We start from the raw sequence: 25,253 nt of genomic DNA, 5'->3' as shown, positions 1-25,253 counted from the left end.
GTAAGAATGACTATTAGAACTATTTCTTTTGACGGTGTAATCGTCGGCGGTGGCGGTGCAGGTATGCGCGCGGCATTGCAATTGTCCCAGTCGGGTTATAAAACAGCAGTTATCTCGAAAGTATTCCCAACACGTTCTCATACGGTATCTGCGCAAGGTGGTATTACTTGTGCAATCGCTAGTGATGACCCCAATGACGATTGGCGTTGGCATATGTATGACACGGTGAAAGGTTCTGATTATATCGGTGACCAGGATGCGATTGAGTATATGTGTAATGTCGGTCCTGAAGCGGTGTTTGAATTGGATCACATGGGTCTGCCGTTTTCACGTACTGAAGAGGGTCGTATTTATCAGCGCCCCTTTGGTGGCCAGTCGAAAAATTTTGGTGAGGGCGGTCAAGCGGCCCGTACTTGTGCAGCAGCAGACCGTACTGGCCATGCCTTATTGCACACCCTGTATCAGGGCAATTTGAAGAACGAAACGGTTTTCTTTAACGAGTGGTATGCAACAGACCTGGTTAAAAACGAGGACGGTGATGTCACTGGTGTTATTGCTATTTGTATTGAGACCGGTGAAGTCGTTCATATCAAATCGAAAGCGACTGTTTTAGCGACTGGCGGCGCTGGGCGTATTTATGCGTCTACCACCAATGCTCACATCAACACCGGTGACGGCATCGGTATGGCCTTGCGTGCCGGTGTGCCAGTTCAGGATATAGAAATGTGGCAGTTTCACCCCACTGGTATTGCGGGTGCAGGTGTACTGGTAACCGAAGGTTGTCGTGGTGAAGGTGGCTATCTGGTGAATAAAGATGGCGAGCGTTTTATGGAGCGTTATGCACCAAACGCAAAAGATTTGGCGGGTCGCGATGTGGTAGCGCGTTCGATGACGCTGGAAATTATTGAAGGTCGTGGCTGTGGGCCCAATGGTGATCACGTTTACTTGAAGCTCGATCATTTGGGTGAAGAGGTGTTGGAAAGCCGTTTGCCGGGCATTTGTGAGCTGTCACGTACCTTTGCTCACGCTGATCCTGTTAAAGAGCCAGTGCCAGTAGTTCCTACTTGTCATTATATGATGGGTGGTATTCCCACTAATATTAATGGTCAGGCGCTAACGGTCGATGCGGAAGGCAACGATAAAGTCATTAACGGACTTTATGCTTGCGGCGAAGTGGCATGTGTTTCTGTTCATGGTGCCAACCGTTTGGGTGGTAACTCACTGTTGGATTTGGTGGTCTTTGGTCGTGCTTCCGGATTGCATATTGAGAAGTCATTACGTGCCGGTATTGAAATGAAAGATGCTACCGATGCAGAAATTGAAGCAGCCGCATCCCGTTTAACCGCGTTGAATAATACCACGGGTGGCGAAAGTGTTGCCGCGTTGCGCGCAGAGTTGCAAAACATTATGCAGAATCACTTTGGCGTATTCCGTCGAGGTGACTTTATGCAAGAAGGTATTAAGAAGCTTGCTGAGTTGCGCCCACGTATTGAAAATGCTTACCTTGAAGATAAAAGTAATGCATACAATACTGCACGCATCGAAGCGTTGGAATTGCACAACCTGTTTGAGGTTGCTGAAGCAACGGCCATTGCTGCTGAAGAGCGCAAAGAAAGTCGTGGTGCGCATGCCCGTGAAGATTTTGAAGATCGTGATGACGAGAATTGGTTATGCCATTCGATTTACTTTCCGGTCGATAAAAGCGTAGGCAAGCGTGCGGTTAACTTTAAGCCTAAAACGGTCGACACATTTCAGCCTAAAGTGCGTACCTATTAAGGTTAAGGGGATAGAAAATAATGTTGAAAGTAAGTATTTATCGTTATAACCCGGAAACCGATGCCGAGCCTTACATGCAAGACGTCGAGGTTGATACCGGTGGTAAGGATCTGATGGTATTGGATGTGCTGGAGCTGATTAAGGCTCAGGATACCACTGTAGTTTACCGTCGTTCTTGTCGCGAAGGTGTTTGTGGCTCAGATGGCATGAACATCAACGGCAAAAATGGTTTGGCTTGTATTATGCCGCTATCTGAAGCGATGAAGGGCGGTAATCAACTGGTACTGCGCCCATTGCCCGGCTTGCCAGTGATCCGCGACCTGGTTGTTGATATGAGCTTGTTCTACAAGCAATATGAAAAGGTTAAGCCTTATCTGATCAATGATACTCCAGCACCCGCCATTGAGCGGTTACAGTCTCCAGCAGAGCGCGAAAAGCTGGATGGTCTTTACGAGTGTATTCTCTGCGCCTGTTGCTCTACTGCTTGCCCGTCGTTCTGGTGGAATCCCGATCGGTTTATTGGTCCCTCTGGTTTATTGCAGGCTTACCGCTTTTTGGCGGACAGTCGTGATACAGCCACTGAGCAGCGCTTAGCCGAACTGGATGACCCCTTTAGTGTCTTTCGCTGTCATGGCATTCAAAACTGCGTGAGTGTATGCCCTAAGGGCTTGAACCCTACCAAGGCAATCGGGCATATTCGCAATATGCTATTAAGCACTGCCACGTAGGCTAAACCCCCAACTTCCCGCTATCTGCCCTGATGGCGAGAAGCAATAAAAAACGGCCAAAAGCCTGGTTTTTTATTTAGGAATGCAGCGTAAGTGTAGGATTCAACTACACTTATGCTGATTTCCGTCTATTTGAATAACACTTTGTTTAGATGATTACAAAGTTCAAATACGGATATGGCACTGGCCCTTACCGGTGCTTTTTATTTAACTGCTATATCCAACACGTTAATGGGCCTTTACGTTACCCGCGAAAGGTCTGCTGACAGGGAATTAACCCGTTGTCAGTGGCACGTGTTATCGAGGCTGACAAAATGCAAGAAAGCTCAATGGAAGTGTTATGGGGTAGCTCCCATATTTCCGGTGGCAATGCCGCCTATGTAGAAGAGCTCTACGAAACCTATTTGCTCAATCCTAATGATGTGCCAGAAGAGTGGCGCACCTACTTCGAAAAACTACCTCAGGTCAATGGTAATGTCCGTCAGGATATTCCGCATTCTACTGTGCGTGATCAATTCGCCCAGCTCGCTAAAGCGCGTATCAAACACCAGTCACTCGGCGGCGACAGCAGTGTTACTGAACATGAGCGTAAACAGGTTAGCGTTATTCAATTGTGTAGTGCTTATCGGCAGCGCGGTCACCAACAAGCCGACCTTGATCCATTGGATTTGCATGTTCGTCCGCCAGTTCCGGATTTGGATTTGCATTACCATCAGCTGTCTGCGGCTGATCTGGACACCCATTTTCAGACGGGTAGTTTATTCATTGGTAAAGATCAGGCCAGCTTAAGTGAAATTGTCGAATCGCTCAATCAAACTTACTGTGGCTCGGTAGGCGCAGAGTTTATGCACATTGTCGCAACCGAAGAGCGGCAGTGGATTCAGCAGCGCATGGAGAGTGTTCGCTCCAAACCAAACTATGGCAAAGATGTTCGGATCCATTTGCTTGAGCGTCTTACTGCGGCAGAAGGCTTAGGTAAATTGTTAGGCTCAAAGTACCCAGGCGTGAAGCGCTTTGGTTTGGAAGGTGGCGAAAGTCTGATTCCAATGATGGATGAGTTAATTCAGCGCACCGGTTCCTATAAGGCTAAAGAAATTGTTATTAGCATGGCGCACCGCGGCCGACTCAATGTGTTGATCAATGTGTTGGGTAAAAACCCTTCTGAATTATTTGATGAGTTTGAAGGTCGAGCGGCCTATACCGGTTCGGCGGATGTGAAATACCACCAAGGATTTTCATCAACAGTTTCCACTCCGGGCGGTGAAGTGCATTTGGCATTGGCATTTAACCCGTCGCATTTGGAGATCGGCGCGCCAGTAGTTGAGGGCTCGGTGCGGGCCAGGCAAGATCGTCGCGAAGATCCTGTTGGCAAAAAAGTAGTGCCAATTATTTTGCACGGTGATGCTGCTTTTGCTGGCCAAGGTGTGGTCATGGAAACTTTCCAAATGTCACAAACTCGTGCCTACAAAACCGGTGGCACTATTCATGTGGTGATCAATAATCAGGTGGGCTTCACTACCAGTAAACGAGAAGATTCCCGTTCTACTGAATACTGTACTGATATTGCAAAAATGGTACAGGCACCGATCTTTCATGTGAATGGAGATGATCCTGAAGCGGTATTGTTTGTCAGTCAGTTGGCGGTGGATTATCGTCAGGAATTCAATAAAGACGTGGTTATCGATCTGGTTTGCTACCGCCGTCGTGGTCACAATGAAGCGGATGAGCCATCCGGTACACAGCCGTTAATGTATGAACAAATTAAAGTGCAGCGTACCACTCGCGATCTTTACGCCGACCATTTGATTGCCGGTGGTGTGGTAACGCAAGAGTTTGATAGTGAGTTGATCGATAATTATCGCAAGGCAGTAGAAAGCGGCGCTCATGTTGCCAAGTGTTTAGTCCATGAGCCGAATGAAAAACTGTTTGTGGATTGGGCACCGTATCTTGGTCATGACAATAGTTGTACCGTTGATACCCGCATTGATTTAAAGAAATTACAGGAAATCGCCACCAATATTAATACCATTCCTGAAGGGTTTCCTATTCAGCGTCAGGTTTCCAAAATTTACGAAGACCGCAATAAAATGACCGCCGGTGCAACACCGATCAACTGGGGTTACGCTGAAACATTAGCGTACGCCACGATACTTGATGCGGGCAACCCGGTCCGCTTAACAGGGCAGGATGTGGGTCGTGGTACGTTCTCGCACCGGCACGCCGTATTGCACAACCAAAAAGATGCAAGCATCTATGTGCCGCTGCAACATATTGCTGAAGGTCAGCCCAGATTTACTATTCACGACTCGTTGCTGTCAGAAGAAGCCGTGTTGGCTTTTGAATATGGTTACGCAACCACTATGCCGAATGTGTTAGTGATTTGGGAGGCGCAGTTTGGTGATTTTGCTAATGGTGCACAAGTGGTTATCGATCAGTTTATTGCCAGCGGTGAGCATAAGTGGCAGCGTTTATGTGGTTTAACTATGTTGTTGCCGCATGGATATGAAGGGCAGGGTCCAGAGCACTCGTCGGCGCGGTTAGAGCGTTATTTACAATTGTGTGCTGAGCATAATATTCAGGTTTGCGTGCCAACAACGCCGGCCCAGGTGTTTCATATGTTGCGGCGTCAAGCGTTACGGCCATTGCGCAAACCATTAATCGTGATGTCACCAAAAAGTTTGTTGCGTCATAAAGATGCTGTTTCCACATTGGAGGATCTGGCTGATGGTCAATTCTATAATGTGTTGCCTGAATCAGATGAGTTACCTGCAGAGCAAATAACCCGAGTCGTCATGTGCAGCGGTAAAGTTTATTACGATTTACGCGAAGTACGTCGTGAACGGGAAATGAATCATGTGGCAATTATTCGACTGGAGCAGCTGTACCCATTTCCAGAACAAGAGTTGCAAGCCGTGTTAGCGCCTTATGCGAATTTAACCGAGATTGTCTGGTGTCAGGAAGAGCCGATGAATCAGGGCGCTTGGTACTCCAGTCAGCACCATATGCGTCGAGTCATTAATGTCCATAATTCCAGTTTATATTTGGAGTATGCGGGCCGCGATGCATCAGCTTCGCCGGCAGCGGGTTATATGGCATTGCATGTCGCCCAACAGGAAAAAGTCATTGCCGATGCCCTAGGCTTTAGCGTCCAATAACATTTTTAGCGATAGATTTTATAAAAGGAAAGAACATGACCATTGATATTAAAGCGCCAGCATTTCCTGAGTCCATTGCCGATGGCACTGTAGCGACATGGCACAAAAAGCCTGGTGAGGCGGTGTCTCGCGATGAGCTGATTGTTGACATTGAAACGGATAAAGTTGTGCTGGAGATTGTCGCGCCAGCCGATGGTGTGATTAGTGAAATTATTAAAGCCGAAGGCGAAACGGTTTTAAGTAATGAGTTGATAGGCCTTTTTGCCGCTGGTGAGGCAGGTACTGTGGCAGCTGTTGTTGAGCAGCCCGTTACTGCGGCTCAACCTCAGCCAATTACCAGTGATTTAAAACTTAGCCCAGCTGCAAGAAAGATGATCGAAGAAAATAAAGTTGAGCCTGCGGCAGTTGTTGGTACCGGTAAAGGTGGCTTGGTTACCAAAGAAGATGTGATGGCTCATTTGGCCAGTGCCCCAGTCGTCGCGCCAGTGTCAAAAGCTGTGGTAGCTGCGCCGGTGGTTGTGCTCGATGCCGGCGAAAAAATTGAAAAACGTGTACCTATGACGCGTTTGCGTAAGCGTATTGCTGAACGGTTGTTAGATGCCACCCAAAATACCGCTATGTTGACCACATTTAATGAGGTCAATATGGAGCCGGTAATGACATTGCGTAGTCAATATAAAGATTTATTTGAAAAAACCCATAATGGTGTCCGTCTTGGCTTTATGGGGTTTTTTGTAAAAGCAGCCTGTGAGGCGTTAAAGCGTTACCCTGCAGTGAATGCATCAATTGATGGTGATGATGTGGTTTATCATGGTTATCAGGATGTGGGTGTGGCAGTCTCATCTGACAAGGGGTTAGTTGTTCCTGTATTACGCGATGTTGATAATATGGGCTTGGCAACCGTCGAGAATACTATTCGCGATTTTGGTCTGCGTGCGCGTGATGGCAAATTATCGCTTGATGATATGCAAGGCGGAACGTTTACTATTACCAATGGCGGCGTGTTTGGTTCACTGATGTCTACGCCAATTATTAATCCACCACAAACAGCAATTCTGGGCATGCATAAAATCCAGGATCGGCCAATGGCGGTGAATGGCGAAGTGAAAATATTGCCGATGATGTATTTGGCATTGTCGTATGATCACCGTCTTATTGACGGTAAAGAAGCGGTGCAGTTTTTGGTAACCATTAAAGATTTGCTGGAAGATCCCGCGCGAATTTTGTTAGAAATTTAATGGTCTTCGGGTAAGTCCTGCAATCGCAAATATTACGCCGGGTGAATTTCGCAAGGCGCTGTTTCAAAATTTTATTAGGAAATTATCATGTCAAAATTTGATGTAGTCGTTATTGGTTCTGGCCCCGCTGGTTATGTGGCGGCTATTCGCGCTGCTCAACTTGGTTTAAGTGTCGCCTGTATTGAAAAGAGCACTAATAAATTGGGTAAGACTGGTTTGGGTGGTACGTGCTTAAACGTAGGTTGTATCCCTTCTAAAGCCTTACTTGATAGCTCACATAAATTTGCCGAAGCAAGAGATGATTTTAAATTTCATGGCATTGCTGCTAAAGGTGTATCCATGGACGTGGCGAAAATGATTGACCGCAAGGATAAAATTGTGGGTCAGTTGACCGGTGGTATTGGCCAGTTATTTAAGGTTAATGGTGTTAAAGAAATCAAAGGTTTTGGTAAAGTATTGGCAGGTAAGAAAGTAGAAGTGACTGCTGATGATGGTTCCGTTTCAACACTGGACGCTGAGAATATTATTATTGCTGCAGGTTCTGCGCCCATTGATATTCCGCCTGCTCCCATTGATCAGGATGTGATTGTAGATTCAACGGGCGCATTGGAATTTTTAAAAGTGCCTAAGCGTCTGGGTGTTATTGGTGCAGGCGTGATTGGTTTGGAGCTTGGCAGTGTATGGGCGCGTTTAGGCGCGGAGGTGGTAGTACTTGAGGCGCTTGACGTATTTTTGCCAGCGGTTGATCAACAAGTTGCAAAAGAAGCGCAGCGTATTTTCACCAAAAAACAAAAATTGGATATTCGTCTGGGGGCTAGAGTCACAGCTTCTGAAGTAAAAGGCGGCAAGGTCACGGTCACCTATCAGGATGCGGATGGTGAAAAGCAGGAAGTGTTTGATAAGTTGGTAGTCGCGGTCGGACGACGTCCGCAGAGTGAAAACCTGCTGGCCGCGGATAGCGGTGTGCGTTTGGTTGAGCGCGGTTTTATTTATGTTAATGATCATTGTGAAACGGAAGTGCCTGGTGTTTTTGCGGTGGGTGATATTGTTCGAGGGCCGATGTTAGCGCATAAAGGTTCCGAAGAGGGGGTGATGGTTGCAGAGCGCATCGCCGGTAAAAAAGCGGCAATGAATTATGACTGTATCCCCAGTGTTATTTACACCCATCCAGAAATTGCTGCGGTAGGGCAAACTGAAGAGCAGCTGAAAGCTGATGGCATTGAATACAAAGTCGGGGTATTCCCTTTTGTGGCCAGTGGTCGTGCATTGGCAGCGAACGATAGTGATGGCTTTGTGAAGATGATTGCGCATGCGGAGACAGATCGTATACTCGGTTGCCATATCATTGGCCCTAGCGCTGCAGATCTGGTTCAGCAGGTAGTGATTGCTATGGAATTTGGCTCCAGTGCTGAAGATATTGGCTTGACTGTGTTTGGTCATCCAACATTGTCCGAAGCTGTACATGAAGCTGCGCTGGCCGTTGAGGGGCATGCCATTCACATCCCTAATAAGAAAAAACGCTAGTGTGCTTATAATTTAATCAGTTCATTTTTCATTTGAGCATCGAAATAGTGCGGGGTGGGTCATTATGGTTCGCCCCGTATTGCATTTGCGGCCATGTCAGCTGTCTTTTGTGGCTTATAATCTTAATTTACTGAAACTTCTACATTTTTATTTGCGGTTGAGCGTGAAATTCGGGAGAATACGCCACCGAATTTAGGGCGCTAAGCTTCTCAAGCAATTTCAGGTTTTTGCCCTAATTCGAAACAGTGGTTAGCCGCTTGTTATTAGTGCGGCAGCCAACTTGAATTCACAGACCAAGATGGTAAATCAACATGAACCTTCACGAGTATCAGGGTAAACAATTGTTTGCTGAGTATGGGTTACCTGTGTCAAAGGGCTATGCCTGTGATACACCCGAGGAAGCAGCCCAAGCTGCTGATCAAATTGGCGGCGATAAGTGGGTAGTTAAAGCTCAGGTCCACGCTGGCGGCCGCGGTAAAGCGGGCGGTGTTAAGCTGGTATCGAGCAAAGACGAAATCAAAGCCTTTGCGCAACAATGGTTGGGTAAAAATCTGGTGACCTACCAGACTGACGAAAATGGCCAACCAGTTTCTAAAATTCTTGTTGAGTCTTGTACTGACATCGATCAGGAATTGTATCTGGGTGCTGTGGTTGATCGTTCTTCTCGCCGTATTGTTTTCATGGCATCTACCGAAGGTGGTGTGGAAATTGAAAAAGTAGCGGAAGAGACCCCTGAAAAAATTCTTAAAGCTGAAATCGACCCATTGACGGGCGCCCAGCCATATCAAGGTCGCGAGTTGGCTTTTAAACTGGGTCTGCAAGGCGTTCAGATCAAACAGTTTGTGACTATCTTTATGGGCTTGGCCAAATTGTTTCAGGACCTGGATCTGGCGTTGATTGAAATCAACCCGCTGGTCATTACTGACGAAGGTAATTTGCACTGTCTGGACGCTAAATTAGGCGTTGACAGCAATGCGATGTACCGTCAGCCCAAGCTAAAAGAAATGCACGATCCTTCGCAGGAAGATGCACGTGAAGCACAAGCGGCTAAGTGGGAGCTCAACTATGTTGCGCTAGACGGCAACATTGGCTGCATGGTTAACGGTGCAGGCTTGGCGATGGGTACTATGGATATCGTTAAGTTACACGGTGGCCAGCCTGCTAACTTCCTGGATGTGGGTGGCGGTGCCACTAAAGAGCGCGTATCAGAAGCGTTTAAAATTATCCTGTCTGACGATACTGTACAAGCCGTTTTGGTTAATATCTTCGGTGGTATTGTCCGCTGTGATCTAATCGCTGAGGGTATCATCGGTGCTGTTGGTGAAGTGGGCGTTGAAGTCCCTGTGGTTGTTCGTCTGGAAGGTAACAACGCTGAGCTGGGCTCAAAATTGTTGGCTGAAAGTGGTTTGAACATTATTGCTGCCAACAGCTTGAAAGAAGCTGCCGATGCAGTGGTTAAAGCAGCGGAGGGCAAATAATGAGCATCCTAATTAACAAAGATACTAAAGTCATCTGTCAGGGTTTTACTGGTTCTCAGGGTACTTTTCATTCAGAACAAGCCATTGCTTATGGTACTAAAATGGTTGGTGGTGTTACGCCAGGCAAAGGTGGACAAGAGCATTTAGGCCTGCCGGTATTTAACACCGTTGCTGACGCTGTTGCAGCGACTGGTGCTGAAGCCTCAGTTATCTATGTACCTGCGCCTTTCTGTAAAGATTCTATTTTAGAAGCGGCCAATGGCGGCATTAAATTGATCGTATGTATCACTGAAGGTATTCCAACGTTGGATATGCTGGAGTGTAAAGTGAAGTGCGATCAGCTAGGTGTGCGTTTGATCGGACCTAACTGCCCAGGTGTTATCACTCCTGGAGAATGTAAAATCGGTATTATGCCTGGTCACATTCACTTGCCTGGCAAAGTCGGTATCGTATCTCGTTCTGGTACTTTGACTTATGAAGCCGTTAAGCAAACGACTGATGCCGGTTTTGGTCAGTCTACTTGTGTTGGTATTGGTGGCGACCCAATTCCTGGTTCTAACTTTATCGATATTTTGGAAATGTTCCAGAACGATCCAGCGACTGAAGCGATTGTGATGATCGGTGAAATCGGTGGTACTGCTGAAGAAGAAGCAGCGGCTTACATCAAAGCCAACGTAACCAAGCCTGTTGTGTCTTACATTGCTGGTGTTACTGCACCTGCTGGTAAGCGTATGGGGCACGCGGGGCGATTATCTCGGGTGGTAAAGGTACTGCTGATGAGAAGTTCGCTGCGCTGCAAGATGCGGGTGTTAAGACCGTTCGCAGTCTGGCAGATATCGGTGAAGCCTTAAGTGAGATCACTGGTTGGTAAGTACTGTTGAAATAGCACAAAAAAGGATGCCTCGGCATCCTTTTTTGTTTATACAAGTTATGCGTTAAACACTTGGGCTATTTAACCTGTTCGATTTCACTAGGCCGCCAGCTTTTATTGATCCATGGTTCTAATGGGCCGTACATTCTTAGAATCATAAACCAGCTCTTACCGGGCATTGTTGCTAGCCAATTACCTGTTTTTCCATCAGGCGCTTTGGGTCCGAAAAATACATCGTAGGAGCCGTCCTGGTTTTTTTTCATGCCTTCCGTGAGGCTGCCTACGGTTGGGAACTGTTGGCTGGTTTGAAGCTGTGACCGTGTTTGTGTGTCGTACAAAGTTACAGCCCAAAAATTGTTAACGGGAACATTTGGCGGCAGATGGAGTTTGTAAGTCTTGCCACCATCGAAAGGTTTTTTGTTTGCATCAAGATAAGCCAATGCATAATCAGAGCCTGCTCCTGCCGTAGTCACAGCCATTGCAGGCGTCACGCCACCGGCGTTAAAGTAGAACAGCGTTCTTGCGTTTAGATTCATCGCGCCGTCTGCTTCGAAGGAGGTGTTTTTGTTGGCGTAGGCCATAGTCCAACCGCTGTCAGTATCGGGTAGATGGCGACACCGTCAAAGCGCGGTTGCACGGTGATTGCGCGCGAGGTGGCGTTGCCTAGTGTGCCTGCCTCTATTAGCAGTTGTTTCATTCTCGCATCGGGTTTAAAAGCCTGCCCTTTGACGATACCAATGGCGGCAATCGCCCCCCGCATTTCTGGCTCAATTGCATCCAGTGGTTCGCGTTGAATCATTTCATTGAGAATTTCAAAATAAGCCAGGTCATTGGGAAAAACGGTATTGAAAGCTTTCCCAGAGACATTGATAAATTCAGTGGCTTTGGGTTTAGCTGCGTCTTTCAGCGGATAAATTTTAAGCCCGGACTTGATGTTAGCCACTGCAGGTTCAAGCCCCTTTTTGATGGAGCCGCGCAGAAACAGAAAGTTACGATGGGTTTTAGGTTTAAGTAAAAAATAGCCACTGGGTACTTTGCCGTCATAGCCGGGGGGAGCACCAAATACTTTCCGCCTTTGCCTTTATCCGGGCCGGTAACGCCAATATTGCCGACGAATCGCTGCCAACCGTCATCGAGGAAACCCAGCATGCCAGGGGGGACTTCAATAACTGTTGGCCCGTCATTGCCGAGGTCAGTGCCTGCGTAGGCGTATAACGTCGAGGTATTGGCGGTCACTACCAGCGTTTGCGAATCCATTAATTGCTCGAACAAAGCAACCTTATTACTTGCATTGGCCCCCGCTGCGCTAAGACCGTCAAGTACGGCGTTGATAGATACACCGCCCATATTATCAAGATAGACGCCCAGTCCCCGTGAGCGATCGAGGTTGTCATAGAGTTTATTTATAGTGGCGTCAGTCGGGACACCATCAAAAAATTCAAGGTTTCCGATGGGCGTTTCGAGTTTGTCGGCAATAGAAATCGAGTCAAGTGTTTTTTGGCTAACCTCTGCATTGGCAATCGAGAAACTCGATAAAGCTATACCAGCTGTTGTCAGGATAGCGGTGAACGAATTTGCTATATTCATTGTAATCCTCTGAGTGTTTGATTCATTGTTAAACCTATAAGTTGTTATCAGATTATGGTTACTTTACTTTGATGGCTTTAGGCATGTTGTAGCTGCCGTTGGTTAACGGTGTATAGGGTCCGTAAAAACGAGCGGTAAAACGCATGCCATCAGCTGGTGCTGGCAGCCAGTTTTTGGCTTGATCGGGATCCGTTGGCTTGTCCTTCTGGATGTAAACAACCAGCTTGTCATCCTTGACCACCAAATCACCGGCTTTCAGCATAAAGCTGTTAATGGTGTAACGATTGATTTCATTAGCGACAAAGTAACCGTTGGCGTCGTACAGGGGGATTGACCAGAATTGGGTGACCGGCGGCAGGTCATTCATATCAAAAGTCATTGTGTACTTGTTTTTGCCATTCAGTGGATTGCCATCGGCATCAGTGAATAGAAATGCACCAGCATGGGAGATATTTTTATCTGGTGCTGCCCACGCGGCATCTGCAATAACGGCGCGATCCATCCAGCGTGTTTCAAAGCCACCGGCGTTACGAACTGAGCCCCAGCCATTCATATTGATCAGATTGGTTTTGAGGGTGGTGCGTACACTGTTAAAGCCAGCCTTGAAACCGTTTTCCAGCGCTGCTTGTTGTTTGGAGGAGAGTTTTGACCAATCAAAGTTAAGACCTTTGCCAATATTAACGGCCTTAAGCTGCGTTAACATTTCAGCTTCCAGTGCGGAGTCGGGTAATAGCGTCATGGTCGGGTCGTTGAGGATGATGTTTAGCAGTGTGAAGTATTGCTGAGCGGTTTGTTTGTCCACTTGCCCCATGGCATAGGCGGGCAAGTCTTTGGGGATAATGTATTTGCCAGGTTGTATTTTGGTATCTGCCTGTGCCAACCCTTGTAATCGTTGGCGATCCATTGGGCTAACGGTGTGGTAGTAACTTGATCCTGAAGGTGGTTAATGGTTTTAATTTCTTTATCCGTGCCGGTTTCAACGGCCATGCGGACTACGATATAGGCGGTCTTGGATTGCCATTGGACGATATCGGTAGTAGGGAAACTCGCAGGAAGGTTCTTGTCATAACCGGGCGGTACCAGAATATATTTTCTCGCACTGGTGCCATTGAAAGGTGAGCCCACGATCATGCGAAAAATGCCATATTGGTCCATCACTTGGACACTAAAGTAGCGATCAGTAATTTCGGGTACTTCAATAACGACTGGTCCTGCCTCTAAATCTAGAAAACCTGAGCCATACAGCGTAGTCGCATTCGGTGTCACTACCGGAAAGTCGGGAGTGATTTGCTTGCGTACCCAGAAAATCCGGTTTATACCGGAATAAATTTCGTTGTCTTTGACGTTGTTCTGGGTGTAGATCCAGCGTTGCCCATAGAAAATAGCCTGCTGCAGCCCATAGAGATAAGAGCGTTCCGCGACTTCTTCCAATTTAGGTGCGGCCTGAGCGGAGGCGATTATGCAGAGCGTCGCAATCAATATTGTCGTGTTGATCGTTAACTTGCCAAGTACTTTCATGATAAACATCCTTTGTGAAGTGGTGATCTCGATTAAGCTATCTTGTTAGAGCTGATTGACACTATTTTAAAAATTTAGCTCGACCTAAAGCCGCTTGGATTTTTTGTGTAAGTTGGGCTTGGCAGCGTTTACTGCAGCGACTTGGTAATTTAAGGGCGCGGAATGGCATGTTTCGGGTGGCAGTTCATTGGCGATAGCCGCAGATGAGTAGACTCCGATCATTACGGCTATCAGCAGTGATAATATTAACGACATGATTTGTCCTATCGTATATTTTAAGGGTCAGCCTGAGCTAACCGGGTCCTTTGTTTGCTGATTTAATATGGCTTCAGCATTGATGTCATGATTAAGAAATAAGGTGGCGGAGGCGCGAGTGATTCACCGAATGAGCTGCCTTTGACTAGAGTTTTATTGTTGCTAGTCGTGTCGCTCAATATACCCTATGAAATATAGGGGGGTATAGTGTTTTCTTTGGCGTTAGATTGTTGGGTATTACAGCCTCTGTGAGTGGCATAAATATATGTACTCATGCTGGATTCTTGTACAGTCAAAAAGCTTTAGATGGATCTAAAGTGTAGTCGTCGTAAGGTCGGGTATACAATTTGTTTAAAACGCAGCCTGGACTGGCGTGAGTACTGTCGTATGAAAATGTATACCTTCCCATCCATATTGCATAAATGCGCGGATATTACCGTGATTATCAGCGTTTGGTTGTTGTAATACTTCTTCCCGATAGAATTTACCAAAGCAGGCCAGAGTGCTGCTCTGATCCAGATTCATCAGTTGGGCAAAGGCGAATATTTTGCAGGAGCCTTCGTTGGTCCCGGCCTCATTGATTACTGTTGGGCCATTAGTAAAGCGACTGGGTGAATAGTCGAAATGCTGGCCAATAACATTCATCGTTTGATCAAATTCTATGCTATCCGGGTGTTGCTGTAATTGTTTTAGAAAGTGTTCGATGCTCATTGGGTCCTCTCGTTTATTTATCGCCTAGCCGGAGTAGCAGTAGACCGCCTAGTATTACCAGCGTGATGCCGACTAACGTCCAGATATCGGGGAAGTGATCCCAAAAAATCCAGTCGAGAATACCGGCAAAAACCACCGCGAAATAACTGGTTGGCGCCACTACCGACGCGTTTACATAGGCGTAGGCACGGGTATATAAAATAAAAGTAAAATACATGGCGACTCCTACCAGAATTAACCAGGGTAGAGCTGCCATTGGTATCGGCGCGTAGTTAAAAGCAAAAAAAGGTACGACAAATAACAGTGAGATGAAAAAATAATAAAACAGAATACGGCTCTCAGGTTCATGCTGCGCCAGTACACGGGTAAATACCATGGATATTGCCAAACCAACGCCAGACGAGAATCCAACTAAATGCCATAAGCTCAAACCCTGTTGAGCGGGGCGTAAAATAACGGCAATACCAATAAATCCGATTATTAAGGGTAGCCAGCGAACTTTAGGGATAGCTGCATGAAAGCCTATAAACAAAATTAAGGGCACCACTAATGGTGCGGTATTGCGAAGTAATGACGCGTCAACCAGCGGAATATATTTAAGTGCGACGTAATAGGTATAAAAGCACAGGCAGCCACTGACGCCGCGAATAATATGCTGCCATGGGTGGGCTGTTGTTAATGCTGTAGGGCCGTGCTTGATGATCCATGGCAAGGTGAACAGAAAACAAATGAGATACTGAAATAATACAATGGCCGAAATATCAACAAGGGTGGTGAGGTGCTTACCGATGGCGCCCACGCAGCTGCCTATTGCCACCGTCATGATGCCAAGGCTAATGCCTTTGATGAAATTTTGTTCAGGTGGCTGGAATTGCATTGGCTAGTAGTTTTGCGGCGATTATCAGTTATTCACTAAGACCGCGTATTGTACGCAGTTGTTAGGCTAAATGCCCTTGAATTCTCGTTGTTAACCCCCATATGCAGTTAATCTTCTGGCCATAATGCGCCTGAGTGTTAATGAACATCAAACCCAGAACTAAAAAGTACGATGGTAGGAGCTAGACTAATGACCACAGCCACTGCGAAAGAAACTATGGGCTTTCAAACTGAAGCCAAGCAACTGCTTCAGTTAATGATCCATTCGCTATACAGCAACAAAGAGATATTCCTGCGGGAGTTGATTTCCAATGCGTCAGACGCAGCTGACAAATTACGTTTTGAAGCACTTTCTGACGGTAGTTTGTATGAAAATGACTCCGAGTTAAAAATTACCATCACTTTTGATAAGGACGCCAAGACCATCACCATTGCCGATAATGGTGTAGGTATGTCCAAAGATGATGTGATCTCTCATTTAGGCACCATCGCCAAGTCGGGTACCGCCGAATTTATGAGCAAGCTGAGCGGCGACCAGAAGAAAGATTCACAATTAATTGGCCAGTTTGGTGTAGGTTTTTATTCAGCTTTTATTGTTGCAGATCGCGTTGAAGTGCTGACTCGCCGTGCGGGCCTGGATAAAACTGAAGGTGTGCACTGGGAATCCACCGGTGAAGCAGACTTTAGTGTAGAGCCTATTGAGAAAGAAACCCGTGGTACCACTATCGTTTTGCATCTGCGTGACGATAGCCTGGATTTCGCTGACAGTTGGCGTATTCGCTCTGTCGTGAAAAAATATTCCGATCATATTTCACTGCCGGTAATGATGGAAAAAGAAATTACGCCAGAGTATGACGAAGAAGGTAAACCAAAAGCTGTTGAAAAACCTACAGAGCCAGAATTTGAAACGATTAATGATGCCACTGCATTGTGGACTCGTTCGCGCAGTGAGGTGTCTGATGATGAATACAACGAATTTTATAAGCATGTTTCCCATGATTTTGAGGCGCCGTTAACCTGGAGCCACAATAAAGTTGAAGGTAAGTTGGAATATAACAGCTTGCTATACGTGCCTAAAAAAGCGCCTTTTGATATGTGGAATCGCGATGCTTCGCGCGGTTTAAAATTGTATGTGCAGCGCACTTTTATTATGGATGACGCTGAGCAGTTCTTGCCTTTATATCTGCGGTTTATTAAAGGTGTCGTCGATTCCAATGACTTGTCGTTGAATGTTTCTCGCGAAATTTTACAACAAGACCCTGCTGTTGAGTCAATGAAATCAGCACTGACCAAGCGGGTATTGGATATGCTGGCTAAAATGGCAAAAAATGAGCCAGAGCAGTATCAATCGTTCTGGAATGAGTTTGGTCAGGTATTAAAAGAAGGCCCCTCGGAAGACTTCTCCAACAAAGAAAAGATTGCCAAGCTATTCCGTTTTGCTTCTACCCACACAAATAGTGAGGTGCAGGATCAGTCGTTGGAAGATTATGTAAGTCGCATGAAAGAAGGGCAGGAGAAAATCTTTTATGTGGCTGCTGAAAACTTTACTACGGGTAATAAGAGCCCACACCTTGAGGTATTCCGTAAGAAAGGCATCGAAGTTTTAGTCTTGTTTGATCGTGTTGATGAGTGGTTAATGGGTCACTTGATGGACTTTGACGGCAAGCAGTTTCAGGATGTAGGTAAAGGAGCTTTGGATCTGGGCGCACTGGAAGACGAAGCGGATAAAAAAGAAAAGGAAAAACTGGAAACCGATAACAAGGATTTGGTTGAGCGGGTTAAAAAAATCCTGGAAGCAAAAGTTGAAGAGGTGCGCGTCACCAATCGTTTAACTGACTCGCCAGCGTGTCTGGTGGTTGGCGAAGCTGATATGGGTGCACAAATGCGTCGTATCCTGGAACAAGCCGGTCAATCAATACCCGAGAGTAAGCCGATTTTTGAGCTTAACCCTGAGCATTCACTGGTGCAGAAGTTGGATCATGAAAGTGATGAAGATCGTTTTGCCGATTTGGTTGAAATCCTGTTTGATCAATCAACCCTTGCTGAAGGTGGTCAACTTGAAGACCCAGCAGCCTATGTACATCGCTTGAATAAGTTATTGCTTGAATTAAGTCACTAACAAGCGAGTACTCCACTATCTGTTCTGCGGTGTATTAGGTTACTCCGTAGGGCAGGTGGTTTTGTGGTGGCTCATCGTGCTAGTCTCCTTTACACTAGTTCAGTCCTTAATCCATTAATAATATCAGGGCTATATTTATGAGCCAGCGCCACCAGATAGCCGTCTTAGGCGGCGGAAGTTTCGGCACTGTCATTGCCAATATCATGGCCAATAACAATCATCGGGTTAACCTGTGGTTGCGTAATGCCAAGCGTGCGGATGAAATCAATCGCGATCATGTGAATTCTGATTACTTACCCGGCTATGCCTTGAATCCTTTATTGCATGCAACCGATGATTTAATTGCTGCGGTTGCTGGCTGCGATATTATTTTTATGGCGGTACCCAGCCACTCTTCCCGTCAGGTTGCTCGCGAACTGAGTTCGCATCTGGCTAACGATATTATTGTGGTGAGTACCACCAAAGGTATTGAGCCTGATGGTTTTAAATTGATGAGTCAGGTGTTAGCGGAAGAAATTTCACAGGCCCGAATTGGCGTTCTAAGTGGGCCAAACTTGGCTAAAGAGATTGCCGCTAATCAAATTACTGCCACAGTCATTGCCAGTAAAAATGAAGCGTTAAAAGAAACCGTACAATCATTACTGCATAGCGGTACCTTTCGTGTTTATGCCAGTACCGATGTTTTTGGTGTTGAGTTAGGCGGTGCATTAAAAAATGTCTATGCCATTATCGCAGGCCTTGCCGCGGCGATGGGAACGGGGCAGAACACGATCAGTATGCTGATGACCCGAAGCCTGGCAGAGATGAGTCGCTTCGCTGTGCAAAAAGGGGCTGATCCGATGACGTTTTTGGGTTTGTCCGGGGTAGGGGACTTAATCGCAACCTGTATGTCCCCCTTGAGTCGTAATTACCGTGTTGGTTATGAGCTGGGTCAGGGAAAAAATCTGGAACAAATTGTAGCTGAGCTGGGTCAGGTTGCAGAAGGCGTTAATACCCTCAAATTACTTAAGCAGCAGGCTGAGGACTTGAGTATCTATATGCCGTTGGTGAATGGACTTTACGATATTATTTATAACGCCAAATCGATTGAAGAAGTTATTGGTGGATTAATGTTTGCGGAGCAAAGCCGCGATGTAGAGTTTGCAGTCAAATAATTCGCGGCTCCGTGTTGGCTAATACGTGTTGGCTAATAAAGGTTTGACGATACTATGAATATTTTAATTATGCGTCACGGCGAAGCGAGTATGAACGCGCCCAGTGATACCCAGAGGCCATTAACCGAGAATGGTCTCTGGCAGGCAGGGCAAGCGGGACAATGTCTTTTGACTGAGAATTTTTGCCCTGATTTGGTTTGGCTTAGCCCCTATCTTCGCACTCGGCAAACGACAGAGCGAGTGATGCAAGCTTTTAATCAGGTGCCGCAAATAGTTCAGGATTTTATTACGCCCGATAATCATCCTGTTACAGTTATTGATCATTTACAAAAGGCATCGGTGAAAAATTTATTACTGGTAAGTCATCAGCCCTTGGTTAGTGCATTGATTGGCACGCTGGTGGATAGCACGCCCCACGCAGGTTCGGCAATGGCTCCGGCATCAATGGCGTTATTGCGGTGTGAGTCGCCACTGCCAGGTTGTTGTGATTTGCTATGGTTGCGTCATGCGCCCACTTTTGATGTCAGTTACTGATGTCTGCAATCGAACGAAAATTTCATGTTAATGGTTACCAGCTGACCGCTAAAGAGTGGCAGCCAGCGGCACCCATAAAAGTGATTGCCTGTCATGGCTGGTTGGATAATGCGGCAAGTTTTGATCGACTGGCGCCGTTGCTTGATCAATGTCATATTATTGCGATGGATATGGCCGGTCATGGCCGCAGCGATCATAAATCCCTACAGGCCACTTACAATATATGGGATGATTTATTGGATATTTTGGCTATTGCTGATGCCATGGGCTGGCAAAAATTTCATCTGCTAGGTCACTCCCGCGGCGCTATTATGTCGATGTTACTGACTGCTGCAATGCCTGAGCGTGTTCACTCATTAATGATGTTAGATGCAGTTTTACCTGAGCCAGTAAAAGCCGTTGATACGGCCAGGCAAATGGGCAGTTTCTTACGCGAGCAACGTCGAGCGCGAACAAAAAAAATGCCGTTGTATGAGTCTGTTGATCAGGCTGTGAGTGCTCGCGCCAAAGCGGCGATGATGCCAGAGTCTACTGCAAGACCTATAGTCGAACGAGGTATCCAGACCGTTGATGGTGGATATGGCTGGACCACGGATCCCCGGTTAACTACCGCCTCGGTTGTTAAAATGACTGCTGCACATAATCAGGCGATAGTTGATGCATTGGTTATACCCAATTTATTATTAATTGCACGTGCCGGCTTGGGGGCTAGCCAGGGTTTTATTGATTATGCACACAGCTATAAACAATTAAATATTCAAATGCTGGATGGTAGTCATCATTTTCACATGGAACAGCAGGCCGTTGAAATTGCCGGCATTGCCGCTGAATTTTTTGTTAAACATGATCAGTGATCATAACTTGCATTGTATTCAGTAAAGCGCTTGTCTAGCGCCATTGGTTGGACTCGGACAAGTGTAATCGATAGGCACCTAAACAGCGCCAGAAAGCGATCATGCTCGGCGGTACGATTAATAATGCCGTCATTGCCATTGAGTAGGGTAGTGCAAAGTCATCGCTAAAGATAAAGTCAGTAAAAAAAGCGATGATGCTGGGCCCCAAGCCAAAACCAATTAAATTAACACCTAAAATAAAGATGGCTGATGCTTGTCCTCGCATTTGGTTGGGGTTATTAATTGAATGGAGGCAACGCACACTGCGGCCAGCATTTGAGTCGCGGTGATTGCCATTGCCATCATTATCATGGCGCCTGCAATGGTTGGCATTAACGGACTTAGTACAAATGGTATCAATGCCAGGCTGGTAGCAATTGCCATCACCCGCATGTTGGCATCTTCATAGCCTTTGTTATTGAAAAACGTCGCCAGATTGCTGCCCGCAAATATTCCTGCCGTGCCAAAAACCATAAACAACAAACCAAAACTTTGACCCGCTTCAGCAATAGGCTGCTGAAAGTTGCGAACTAAAAAAGTGGGATACCACATCAGGTAGCCGGCATTTAATGCCGTCATAAAAGCGGTAACTATAAATAACACGCCATAGGTAGCTTTGTGTTGTAAAAAAAAGTGTAGTACTTGTTTAATGGGGATTTCAAGCGAAGTTTCTTGTTGTTGGATGAGTAATCCTTGTCGTTTGGGTTCGATAACTGAGAGCATGATAGCTGCAACGAGAATACCTGGAATGCCGACAATCAAAAAAGCACTTTGCCATGGTTTAAGGGTGAGCCAGCCAAATAATGATAGTTCGCCCGCATCGGCAATCAGGTTAATGATGGCGCCTCCTAAAATTAACGCTATGCCGGTTCCCAATGGTCCGCCGAGACTAAAAATAGCGATGGCTTTAGTAAGCTTGTCTGGTGGAAAGGCGTCACTCAGCATGGAATAAGCAGATGGCATTAAGGTTGCTTCACCAACGCCGACGCCCATCCGGGCAATAAATAAATGGCTGAAATTTTTCGCCAGACCGCATAGCGCTGTCATAACACTCCATACCAATATACCTGCGGCGATAATATTGCGGCGGTTATGTTTATCTGCCATGCGCCCTATTGGCAGGCCTAGCAGAGCAAAAAAGATGGCGAAGGCAAAACCGTGCAGTAGGCTAAATTCAAAATCACTAATGCCAAGGTCAGCTCTTATCGGCGCGACTAACAGCGTAATAATCTGTCGGTCAATAAAGGATAAAGTATATGCCAGAAATAAAATTGCCAGTAAGTACCAGGACTGGCTCGGTTGAGGGTATTCAGAATTAGACTGTGGCATTAACAATTTGTCACCTTGTTATTATCAATTGAAATCGCGGTTAACTGTTTTAATATTGGCTGCATATGGTAACAGCAAAAATAATAAAAGGTTTATCTATGTCGGTAGCTAATAATCCAATTAATACAGAGCAGCAACGCCAGCATGAGCGCTATGCGGTGGAATTATTTAATACACCTGAGCTGATTAAGGTACGCCAGCAAGTACATGACTATTGGCTGGATTTAGCCAAACCATCGGCGGTGGCAGCTTCCTGTTTTGACGCTGCGTTTGAGGAAGTGATGTTTGCCGCAGTGATATGGGCGCTTAATCAGGATCCGCTCTATCCTAAAGTGATCACTATCACCCGATTAGCGCATGCTTTGGATGAGATACAAATTCCCGGTTCACGTTGGGGTATTGATAATCCTGATAGCGTTTATCGAGTGATTCCGATCAGTGGTGATCATCGTTATCAAATTCATGGCCGCGTTGCCAAGCGGCGATTGCTGGAAAATTATTTTACCCTTTGGGATAAAGATATGCGCACCGTCGGTTTGTTATCAGGTAAAGATCTGGTAGTAGATGCTGACGGTTTTTTTACTATTACCGTTGATGCTGATGAAGCGGGTAGTCGCCCTAACCATATCCAGACCGATCACACTGCCCATGAATTTTATATTCGCGATGTCATTGCCGATTGGCAACTGGACCGCCCGAACGAACTCCGGGTGGAGCGTGTAGGCGCAGCGGAGCGTGAACCTCGCAGCCGTCAACAGGATATCCAGTTAGCATCCGAGTATATGCAGAAGTGGGCAACCAATACTACCCGCTGGAATAACCAGGCAATGAATAGAGCGCCTAATGATTTCAGTTTTACAATTGATCGTGATACTGACGGTGCGTTGCGAAATCAGGTTTATATAATGGGGCATTTTGTATTGCCAAGTCATGATCACGTTATTGTGCTGGATATTGACATGGGGGGAGCAGAGTATTTTATTGCGCCAATTACCAATTTGTGGGGCACCAGCAATGAAATTGTTGAGCGCAATGGCTGTTTAAATCAGGCGCAATCGATAGCAAATGCTGATGGTAGTTATCAGTTCGTGCTGGCTTTGCATGATCCAGGTGTAGCCAATTGGTTAGATCCCAGTGATATGACTGAAGGTATTTTAACGCTTCGCTGGGCGGAGTTTGTCAATGATCAGGCCGGTGAGAGTTTAGGGGTTAAGTCGCGCTTGTTGACTATCACCGAATTTAATAATGAAAGGGCTGGTCAGCCTGTTTTTACTCTTGAACAACGGCAGCAGCAGTTGGTCGCGCGGGCTGCAAGCTACCAATGGCGTTTGGCTTAATTGAAGGGGGACTATATGGAGCTTAGTGAACAGGTATGGTTGGTGACAGGGTGCTCTAGTGGTTTTGGTCGTGAGATTGTGTTGGCGGCATTGGCGGCCGGTGCTCGCGTGGTAGTGACGGCCAGAAACACCACGGCGATAGAAGATATTTGTCAACGTTATCCTCAGCGCAGCATTGCCGTGGCGTTAGACGTTACGGATAGCCAACAAATTCATGCGGCAGTGGCAGCAACTTTGGAACATTTCGGTCGAATCGATGTGCTGGTGAATAATGCGGGTTATGGTTATGTAGGAGCGATTGAAGAGGGCGAGGACGATCAAGTGCGGGCAATGTTCGAAGCCAATTTTTTCGGTGCACTTGTGCTGACTAAAGCAGTGTTGCCGTATATGCGCAAGCAACGCAGTGGTCGTATTATTAATAATTCTTCACAGGCCGGGATTATGGCGAATCCGGGTACCGGTTATTACAGCGCGTCCAAATACGCGATGGAAGGAATGATGGAAGCGCTAGGGAAAGAGGTGGCGCCCTTTAACATCTTTGTCAGTTCAGTGCAGGCTGGTGCGTTTCGTACAGATTGGTCCGGGCGATCGATGCAGCGTACACAAAACACGATTGCTGATTACCAGCAGCAGGTAGCCAGTCGGATTGACATGATTGCCGCTTATGATGGCAAGCAACCGGGTGACCCGGTGCGCGCGGCGCAAACTTTTTTGATGTTGGCAACGATGGTGACGCCGCCGCCACAGTTGTTATTGGGGGCGGCGTGTTGGCGAGTTATCGTGAAAAACTGGAGGCGCAGCTTGAACAATTAGCTACTTGGGAAGCGACCACACTGGCAGTGGATTTTCCCGCCGAATAATAATGTAAGAAGGAATACTGCTATGGATGATAGCCGTCATATTGAAAATCTGATTTATCGTTATGCAGAAGCGATTGATGCCGGTGAGTTGGAAACGGTTGCTGAATTATTTCGTGATGCAGAAATTGTAGCCCCGGCAATGAACAGCCGTCGTGCAGGCTATGATGAAGTATTAAAAATGTATCAGCAATCAACGCGGCTTTATGCTGATACTGCTAACCCAAAAACCAAGCATGTTACCACCAATGTTATTATTGAAGTTGCAGCGGATGGTCTGACGGCAACATCACGAGCCTATTATTCGGTGCTACAAGCTACCGAAAATTTACCGCTACAGGTAATTATTAGCGGTCGCTATCGCGATGAGTTTAAGAAGGTTGCAGGGGAGTGGCGGTTTAGTCGTCGAGAAATGTATGTGGATTTGCTGGGGGATTTATCCGCGCACTTGCTGTATGACAGTAGTGCGCTGAGCTGAAATCAGTTAAATAACCCGGCATAGCTAACGCGGTCTGACCAGCGCTAAAAACTCATGGCGCGTTTTTTCATCACTACGAAAAGAACCAAGGAGTGATGACGTCCGCATTTGCGAATTCTGTTTTTCCACGCCGCGCATCATCATGCACATATGTTTCGCTTCAATAATGACACCCACCCCTTCCGCGCCAGTAATATCCATAATTGATTGTGCTATTTGGGAAGTGAGATTTTCCTGTATCTGTAGACGCCGGGCAAATACATCAACAATGCGAGCAATTTTAGATAGGCCTAACACCTTGCCATTGGGGATATAGCCGACATGACATTTGCCGATGAAAGGCAGCATGTGATGTTCACACATCGAATAAAGCTCAATATTGGAAACCAATACCATTTCATTGGCGTCTGATTCAAATAACGCACCGTTGACGACTTCTTCTACACTTTGCTGATAGCCACGCGTTAAAAACTGCATCGCCTTTGCTGCGCGCTTAGGCGTGTCTAAAAGACCATCGCGTGTTAGGTCTTCACCTACGCCATCAATAATAGTGGCAAAGGATTGTTCCATTTTCTCGATGGTGGACGCAGGGGTTTCTATTGAGTCTTGCTTGATAGGTTGGGCCACGGCAGTTCCTGTTAATTTAATCGCTTTTGAGTAGGCTGAGCTTGGAAGGACAGGCTGTGAGGCAGCGATAGTACCAGATCAGTCTATTTAAAATAAAGTACGTGGACGGTATTTAATTGGATCATAGGCAGGTTAAAATATTATTAATCATATACTTAGTCTATTTACAGAGGATATTAGCCACAGTATTCATATGGCTAAAAAATCA

General features: G+C 46.4%; 24 protein-coding genes and 1 pseudogene. 14 read left to right on the top strand and 11 right to left on the bottom strand.

Going from position 1 to position 25,253, the window contains the following annotated elements:
• Positions 1-6 precede the first annotated feature (6 nt).
• The 7 genes and pseudogenes from sdhA to sucD all read left to right on the top strand — a co-directional run bounded on the left by sdhA (position 7) and on the right by sucD (position 10,770).
• Positions 7-1,776 (top strand): succinate dehydrogenase flavoprotein subunit, encoded by a 1,770-nt coding sequence (gene sdhA / locus UNITIG_RS21435; protein ID WP_200821411.1) that lies wholly within the window; start codon positions 7-9, stop codon positions 1,774-1,776.
• Positions 1,777-1,796: 20 nt separating this feature from the next.
• Positions 1,797-2,504, top strand: a complete 708-nt coding sequence (locus UNITIG_RS21430) for a succinate dehydrogenase iron-sulfur subunit (RefSeq protein ID WP_101760381.1) — start codon at positions 1,797-1,799, stop codon at positions 2,502-2,504.
• 314 nt (positions 2,505-2,818) lie between these two features.
• Complete coding sequence (locus UNITIG_RS21425; protein ID WP_101760611.1) at positions 2,819-5,659, top strand: 2-oxoglutarate dehydrogenase E1 component; 2,841 nt, start codon at positions 2,819-2,821, stop codon at positions 5,657-5,659.
• A 35-nt stretch (positions 5,660-5,694) separates the two neighbouring features.
• On the top strand, positions 5,695-6,897 hold the full coding sequence (odhB, locus tag UNITIG_RS21420) for a 2-oxoglutarate dehydrogenase complex dihydrolipoyllysine-residue succinyltransferase (RefSeq protein WP_101760380.1): 1,203 nt from the start codon (positions 5,695-5,697) through the stop codon (positions 6,895-6,897).
• A gap of 84 nt (positions 6,898-6,981) precedes the next feature.
• Positions 6,982-8,421 carry a dihydrolipoyl dehydrogenase gene (gene lpdA / locus UNITIG_RS21415; protein ID WP_200821417.1) on the top strand — a complete coding sequence of 480 codons (1,440 nt, stop codon included), beginning with the start codon at positions 6,982-6,984 and terminating at the stop codon, positions 8,419-8,421.
• Positions 8,422-8,732: 311 nt separating this feature from the next.
• Positions 8,733-9,899 carry an ADP-forming succinate--CoA ligase subunit beta gene (gene sucC / locus UNITIG_RS21410; protein ID WP_101760378.1) on the top strand — a complete coding sequence of 389 codons (1,167 nt, stop codon included), beginning with the start codon at positions 8,733-8,735 and terminating at the stop codon, positions 9,897-9,899.
• A pseudogene (gene sucD, locus UNITIG_RS21405) lies at positions 9,899-10,770 on the top strand (succinate--CoA ligase subunit alpha). Before sucC ends, sucD begins: the two are co-directional and overlap by 1 nt.
• 77 nt (positions 10,771-10,847) lie before the next feature.
• Here the strand turns inward: sucD and UNITIG_RS24755 are convergent.
• From UNITIG_RS24755 to UNITIG_RS21385, 8 genes are all read right to left on the bottom strand, one after another.
• On the bottom strand, positions 10,848-11,351 hold the full coding sequence (locus tag UNITIG_RS24755) for a DUF1214 domain-containing protein (protein WP_235015566.1): 504 nt from the start codon (positions 11,349-11,351) through the stop codon (positions 10,848-10,850).
• The gene (locus tag UNITIG_RS24750) at positions 11,303-11,713 is read right to left on the bottom strand and encodes a hypothetical protein (RefSeq protein WP_235015565.1); all 411 of its coding nucleotides are present in this window, start codon (positions 11,711-11,713) and stop codon (positions 11,303-11,305) included. The genes UNITIG_RS24755 and UNITIG_RS24750 overlap by 49 nt, the downstream gene beginning before the upstream one ends.
• Complete coding sequence (locus UNITIG_RS24745; RefSeq protein WP_235015564.1) at positions 11,674-12,357, bottom strand: DUF1254 domain-containing protein; 684 nt, start codon at positions 12,355-12,357, stop codon at positions 11,674-11,676. The genes UNITIG_RS24750 and UNITIG_RS24745 overlap by 40 nt, the downstream gene beginning before the upstream one ends.
• Before the next feature lie 58 nt (positions 12,358-12,415).
• Positions 12,416-12,724 carry a DUF1214 domain-containing protein gene (locus UNITIG_RS24740; RefSeq protein ID WP_369809250.1) on the bottom strand — a complete coding sequence of 103 codons (309 nt, stop codon included), beginning with the start codon at positions 12,722-12,724 and terminating at the stop codon, positions 12,416-12,418.
• A gap of 395 nt (positions 12,725-13,119) precedes the next feature.
• Positions 13,120-13,875 carry a DUF1254 domain-containing protein gene (locus UNITIG_RS24735; protein ID WP_235015563.1) on the bottom strand — a complete coding sequence of 252 codons (756 nt, stop codon included), beginning with the start codon at positions 13,873-13,875 and terminating at the stop codon, positions 13,120-13,122.
• A gap of 84 nt (positions 13,876-13,959) precedes the next feature.
• Entirely contained in the window at positions 13,960-14,130 is a 171-nt protein-coding gene (locus UNITIG_RS23200; protein WP_159931254.1) for a hypothetical protein, read from the bottom strand.
• A 351-nt stretch (positions 14,131-14,481) separates the two neighbouring features.
• Complete coding sequence (locus UNITIG_RS21390) at positions 14,482-14,841, bottom strand: HopJ type III effector protein (RefSeq protein WP_101760377.1); 360 nt, start codon at positions 14,839-14,841, stop codon at positions 14,482-14,484.
• A 13-nt stretch (positions 14,842-14,854) separates the two neighbouring features.
• Positions 14,855-15,718, bottom strand: coding sequence for a DMT family transporter (locus UNITIG_RS21385; protein WP_101760376.1), 864 nt, complete (start codon positions 15,716-15,718; stop codon positions 14,855-14,857).
• Between the two features lie 189 nt (positions 15,719-15,907).
• On the opposite strand from UNITIG_RS21385, the gene htpG reads away from it, so the two are divergent.
• The 4 genes from htpG to UNITIG_RS21365 all read left to right on the top strand — a co-directional run bounded on the left by htpG (position 15,908) and on the right by UNITIG_RS21365 (position 20,378).
• Entirely contained in the window at positions 15,908-17,836 is a 1,929-nt protein-coding gene (gene htpG, locus UNITIG_RS21380) for a molecular chaperone HtpG (RefSeq protein WP_101760375.1), read from the top strand.
• Between the two features lie 137 nt (positions 17,837-17,973).
• Entirely contained in the window at positions 17,974-18,990 is a 1,017-nt protein-coding gene (locus UNITIG_RS21375; RefSeq protein ID WP_101760374.1) for an NAD(P)H-dependent glycerol-3-phosphate dehydrogenase, read from the top strand.
• 54 nt (positions 18,991-19,044) lie between these two features.
• Positions 19,045-19,524, top strand: a complete 480-nt coding sequence (gene sixA / locus UNITIG_RS21370) for a phosphohistidine phosphatase SixA (protein ID WP_101760373.1) — start codon at positions 19,045-19,047, stop codon at positions 19,522-19,524.
• The gene (locus UNITIG_RS21365; protein WP_101760372.1) at positions 19,524-20,378 is read left to right on the top strand and encodes an alpha/beta fold hydrolase; all 855 of its coding nucleotides are present in this window, start codon (positions 19,524-19,526) and stop codon (positions 20,376-20,378) included. Before sixA ends, UNITIG_RS21365 begins: the two co-directional genes overlap by 1 nt.
• 34 nt (positions 20,379-20,412) lie before the next feature.
• On the opposite strand, the gene UNITIG_RS21360 is transcribed toward UNITIG_RS21365, so the two are convergent.
• Together UNITIG_RS21360 and UNITIG_RS21355 are read right to left on the bottom strand one after the other, a co-directional pair.
• Entirely contained in the window at positions 20,413-20,643 is a 231-nt protein-coding gene (locus UNITIG_RS21360; RefSeq protein WP_101760371.1) for a hypothetical protein, read from the bottom strand.
• Complete coding sequence (locus tag UNITIG_RS21355; RefSeq protein ID WP_101760370.1) at positions 20,610-21,746, bottom strand: MFS transporter; 1,137 nt, start codon at positions 21,744-21,746, stop codon at positions 20,610-20,612. The genes UNITIG_RS21360 and UNITIG_RS21355 overlap by 34 nt, the downstream gene beginning before the upstream one ends.
• A gap of 98 nt (positions 21,747-21,844) precedes the next feature.
• On the opposite strand from UNITIG_RS21355, the gene UNITIG_RS21350 reads away from it, so the two are divergent.
• From UNITIG_RS21350 to UNITIG_RS21340, 3 genes are all read left to right on the top strand, one after another.
• The gene (locus UNITIG_RS21350; protein WP_101760369.1) at positions 21,845-23,083 is read left to right on the top strand and encodes a hypothetical protein; all 1,239 of its coding nucleotides are present in this window, start codon (positions 21,845-21,847) and stop codon (positions 23,081-23,083) included.
• A gap of 15 nt (positions 23,084-23,098) precedes the next feature.
• Positions 23,099-23,896 carry an oxidoreductase gene (locus UNITIG_RS21345; RefSeq protein WP_200821409.1) on the top strand — a complete coding sequence of 266 codons (798 nt, stop codon included), beginning with the start codon at positions 23,099-23,101 and terminating at the stop codon, positions 23,894-23,896.
• 69 nt (positions 23,897-23,965) lie between these two features.
• Entirely contained in the window at positions 23,966-24,418 is a 453-nt protein-coding gene (locus tag UNITIG_RS21340; RefSeq protein WP_101760368.1) for a nuclear transport factor 2 family protein, read from the top strand.
• Positions 24,419-24,442: 24 nt separating this feature from the next.
• Here UNITIG_RS21340 and folE read toward each other — a convergent pair whose 3' ends face one another.
• On the bottom strand, positions 24,443-24,988 hold the full coding sequence (gene folE, locus UNITIG_RS21335) for a GTP cyclohydrolase I FolE (protein WP_200821416.1): 546 nt from the start codon (positions 24,986-24,988) through the stop codon (positions 24,443-24,445).
• Positions 24,989-25,253: the final 265 nt, after the last annotated feature.

The organism is Oceanicoccus sp. KOV_DT_Chl (genome assembly GCF_900120175.1).
Taxonomy (GTDB): domain Bacteria; phylum Pseudomonadota; class Gammaproteobacteria; order Pseudomonadales; family Dasaniaceae; genus Oceanicoccus.
The sequence above is the reverse complement of the archived record's forward strand: the minus strand, read 5'-3'. Positions and strand labels throughout refer to the sequence as shown.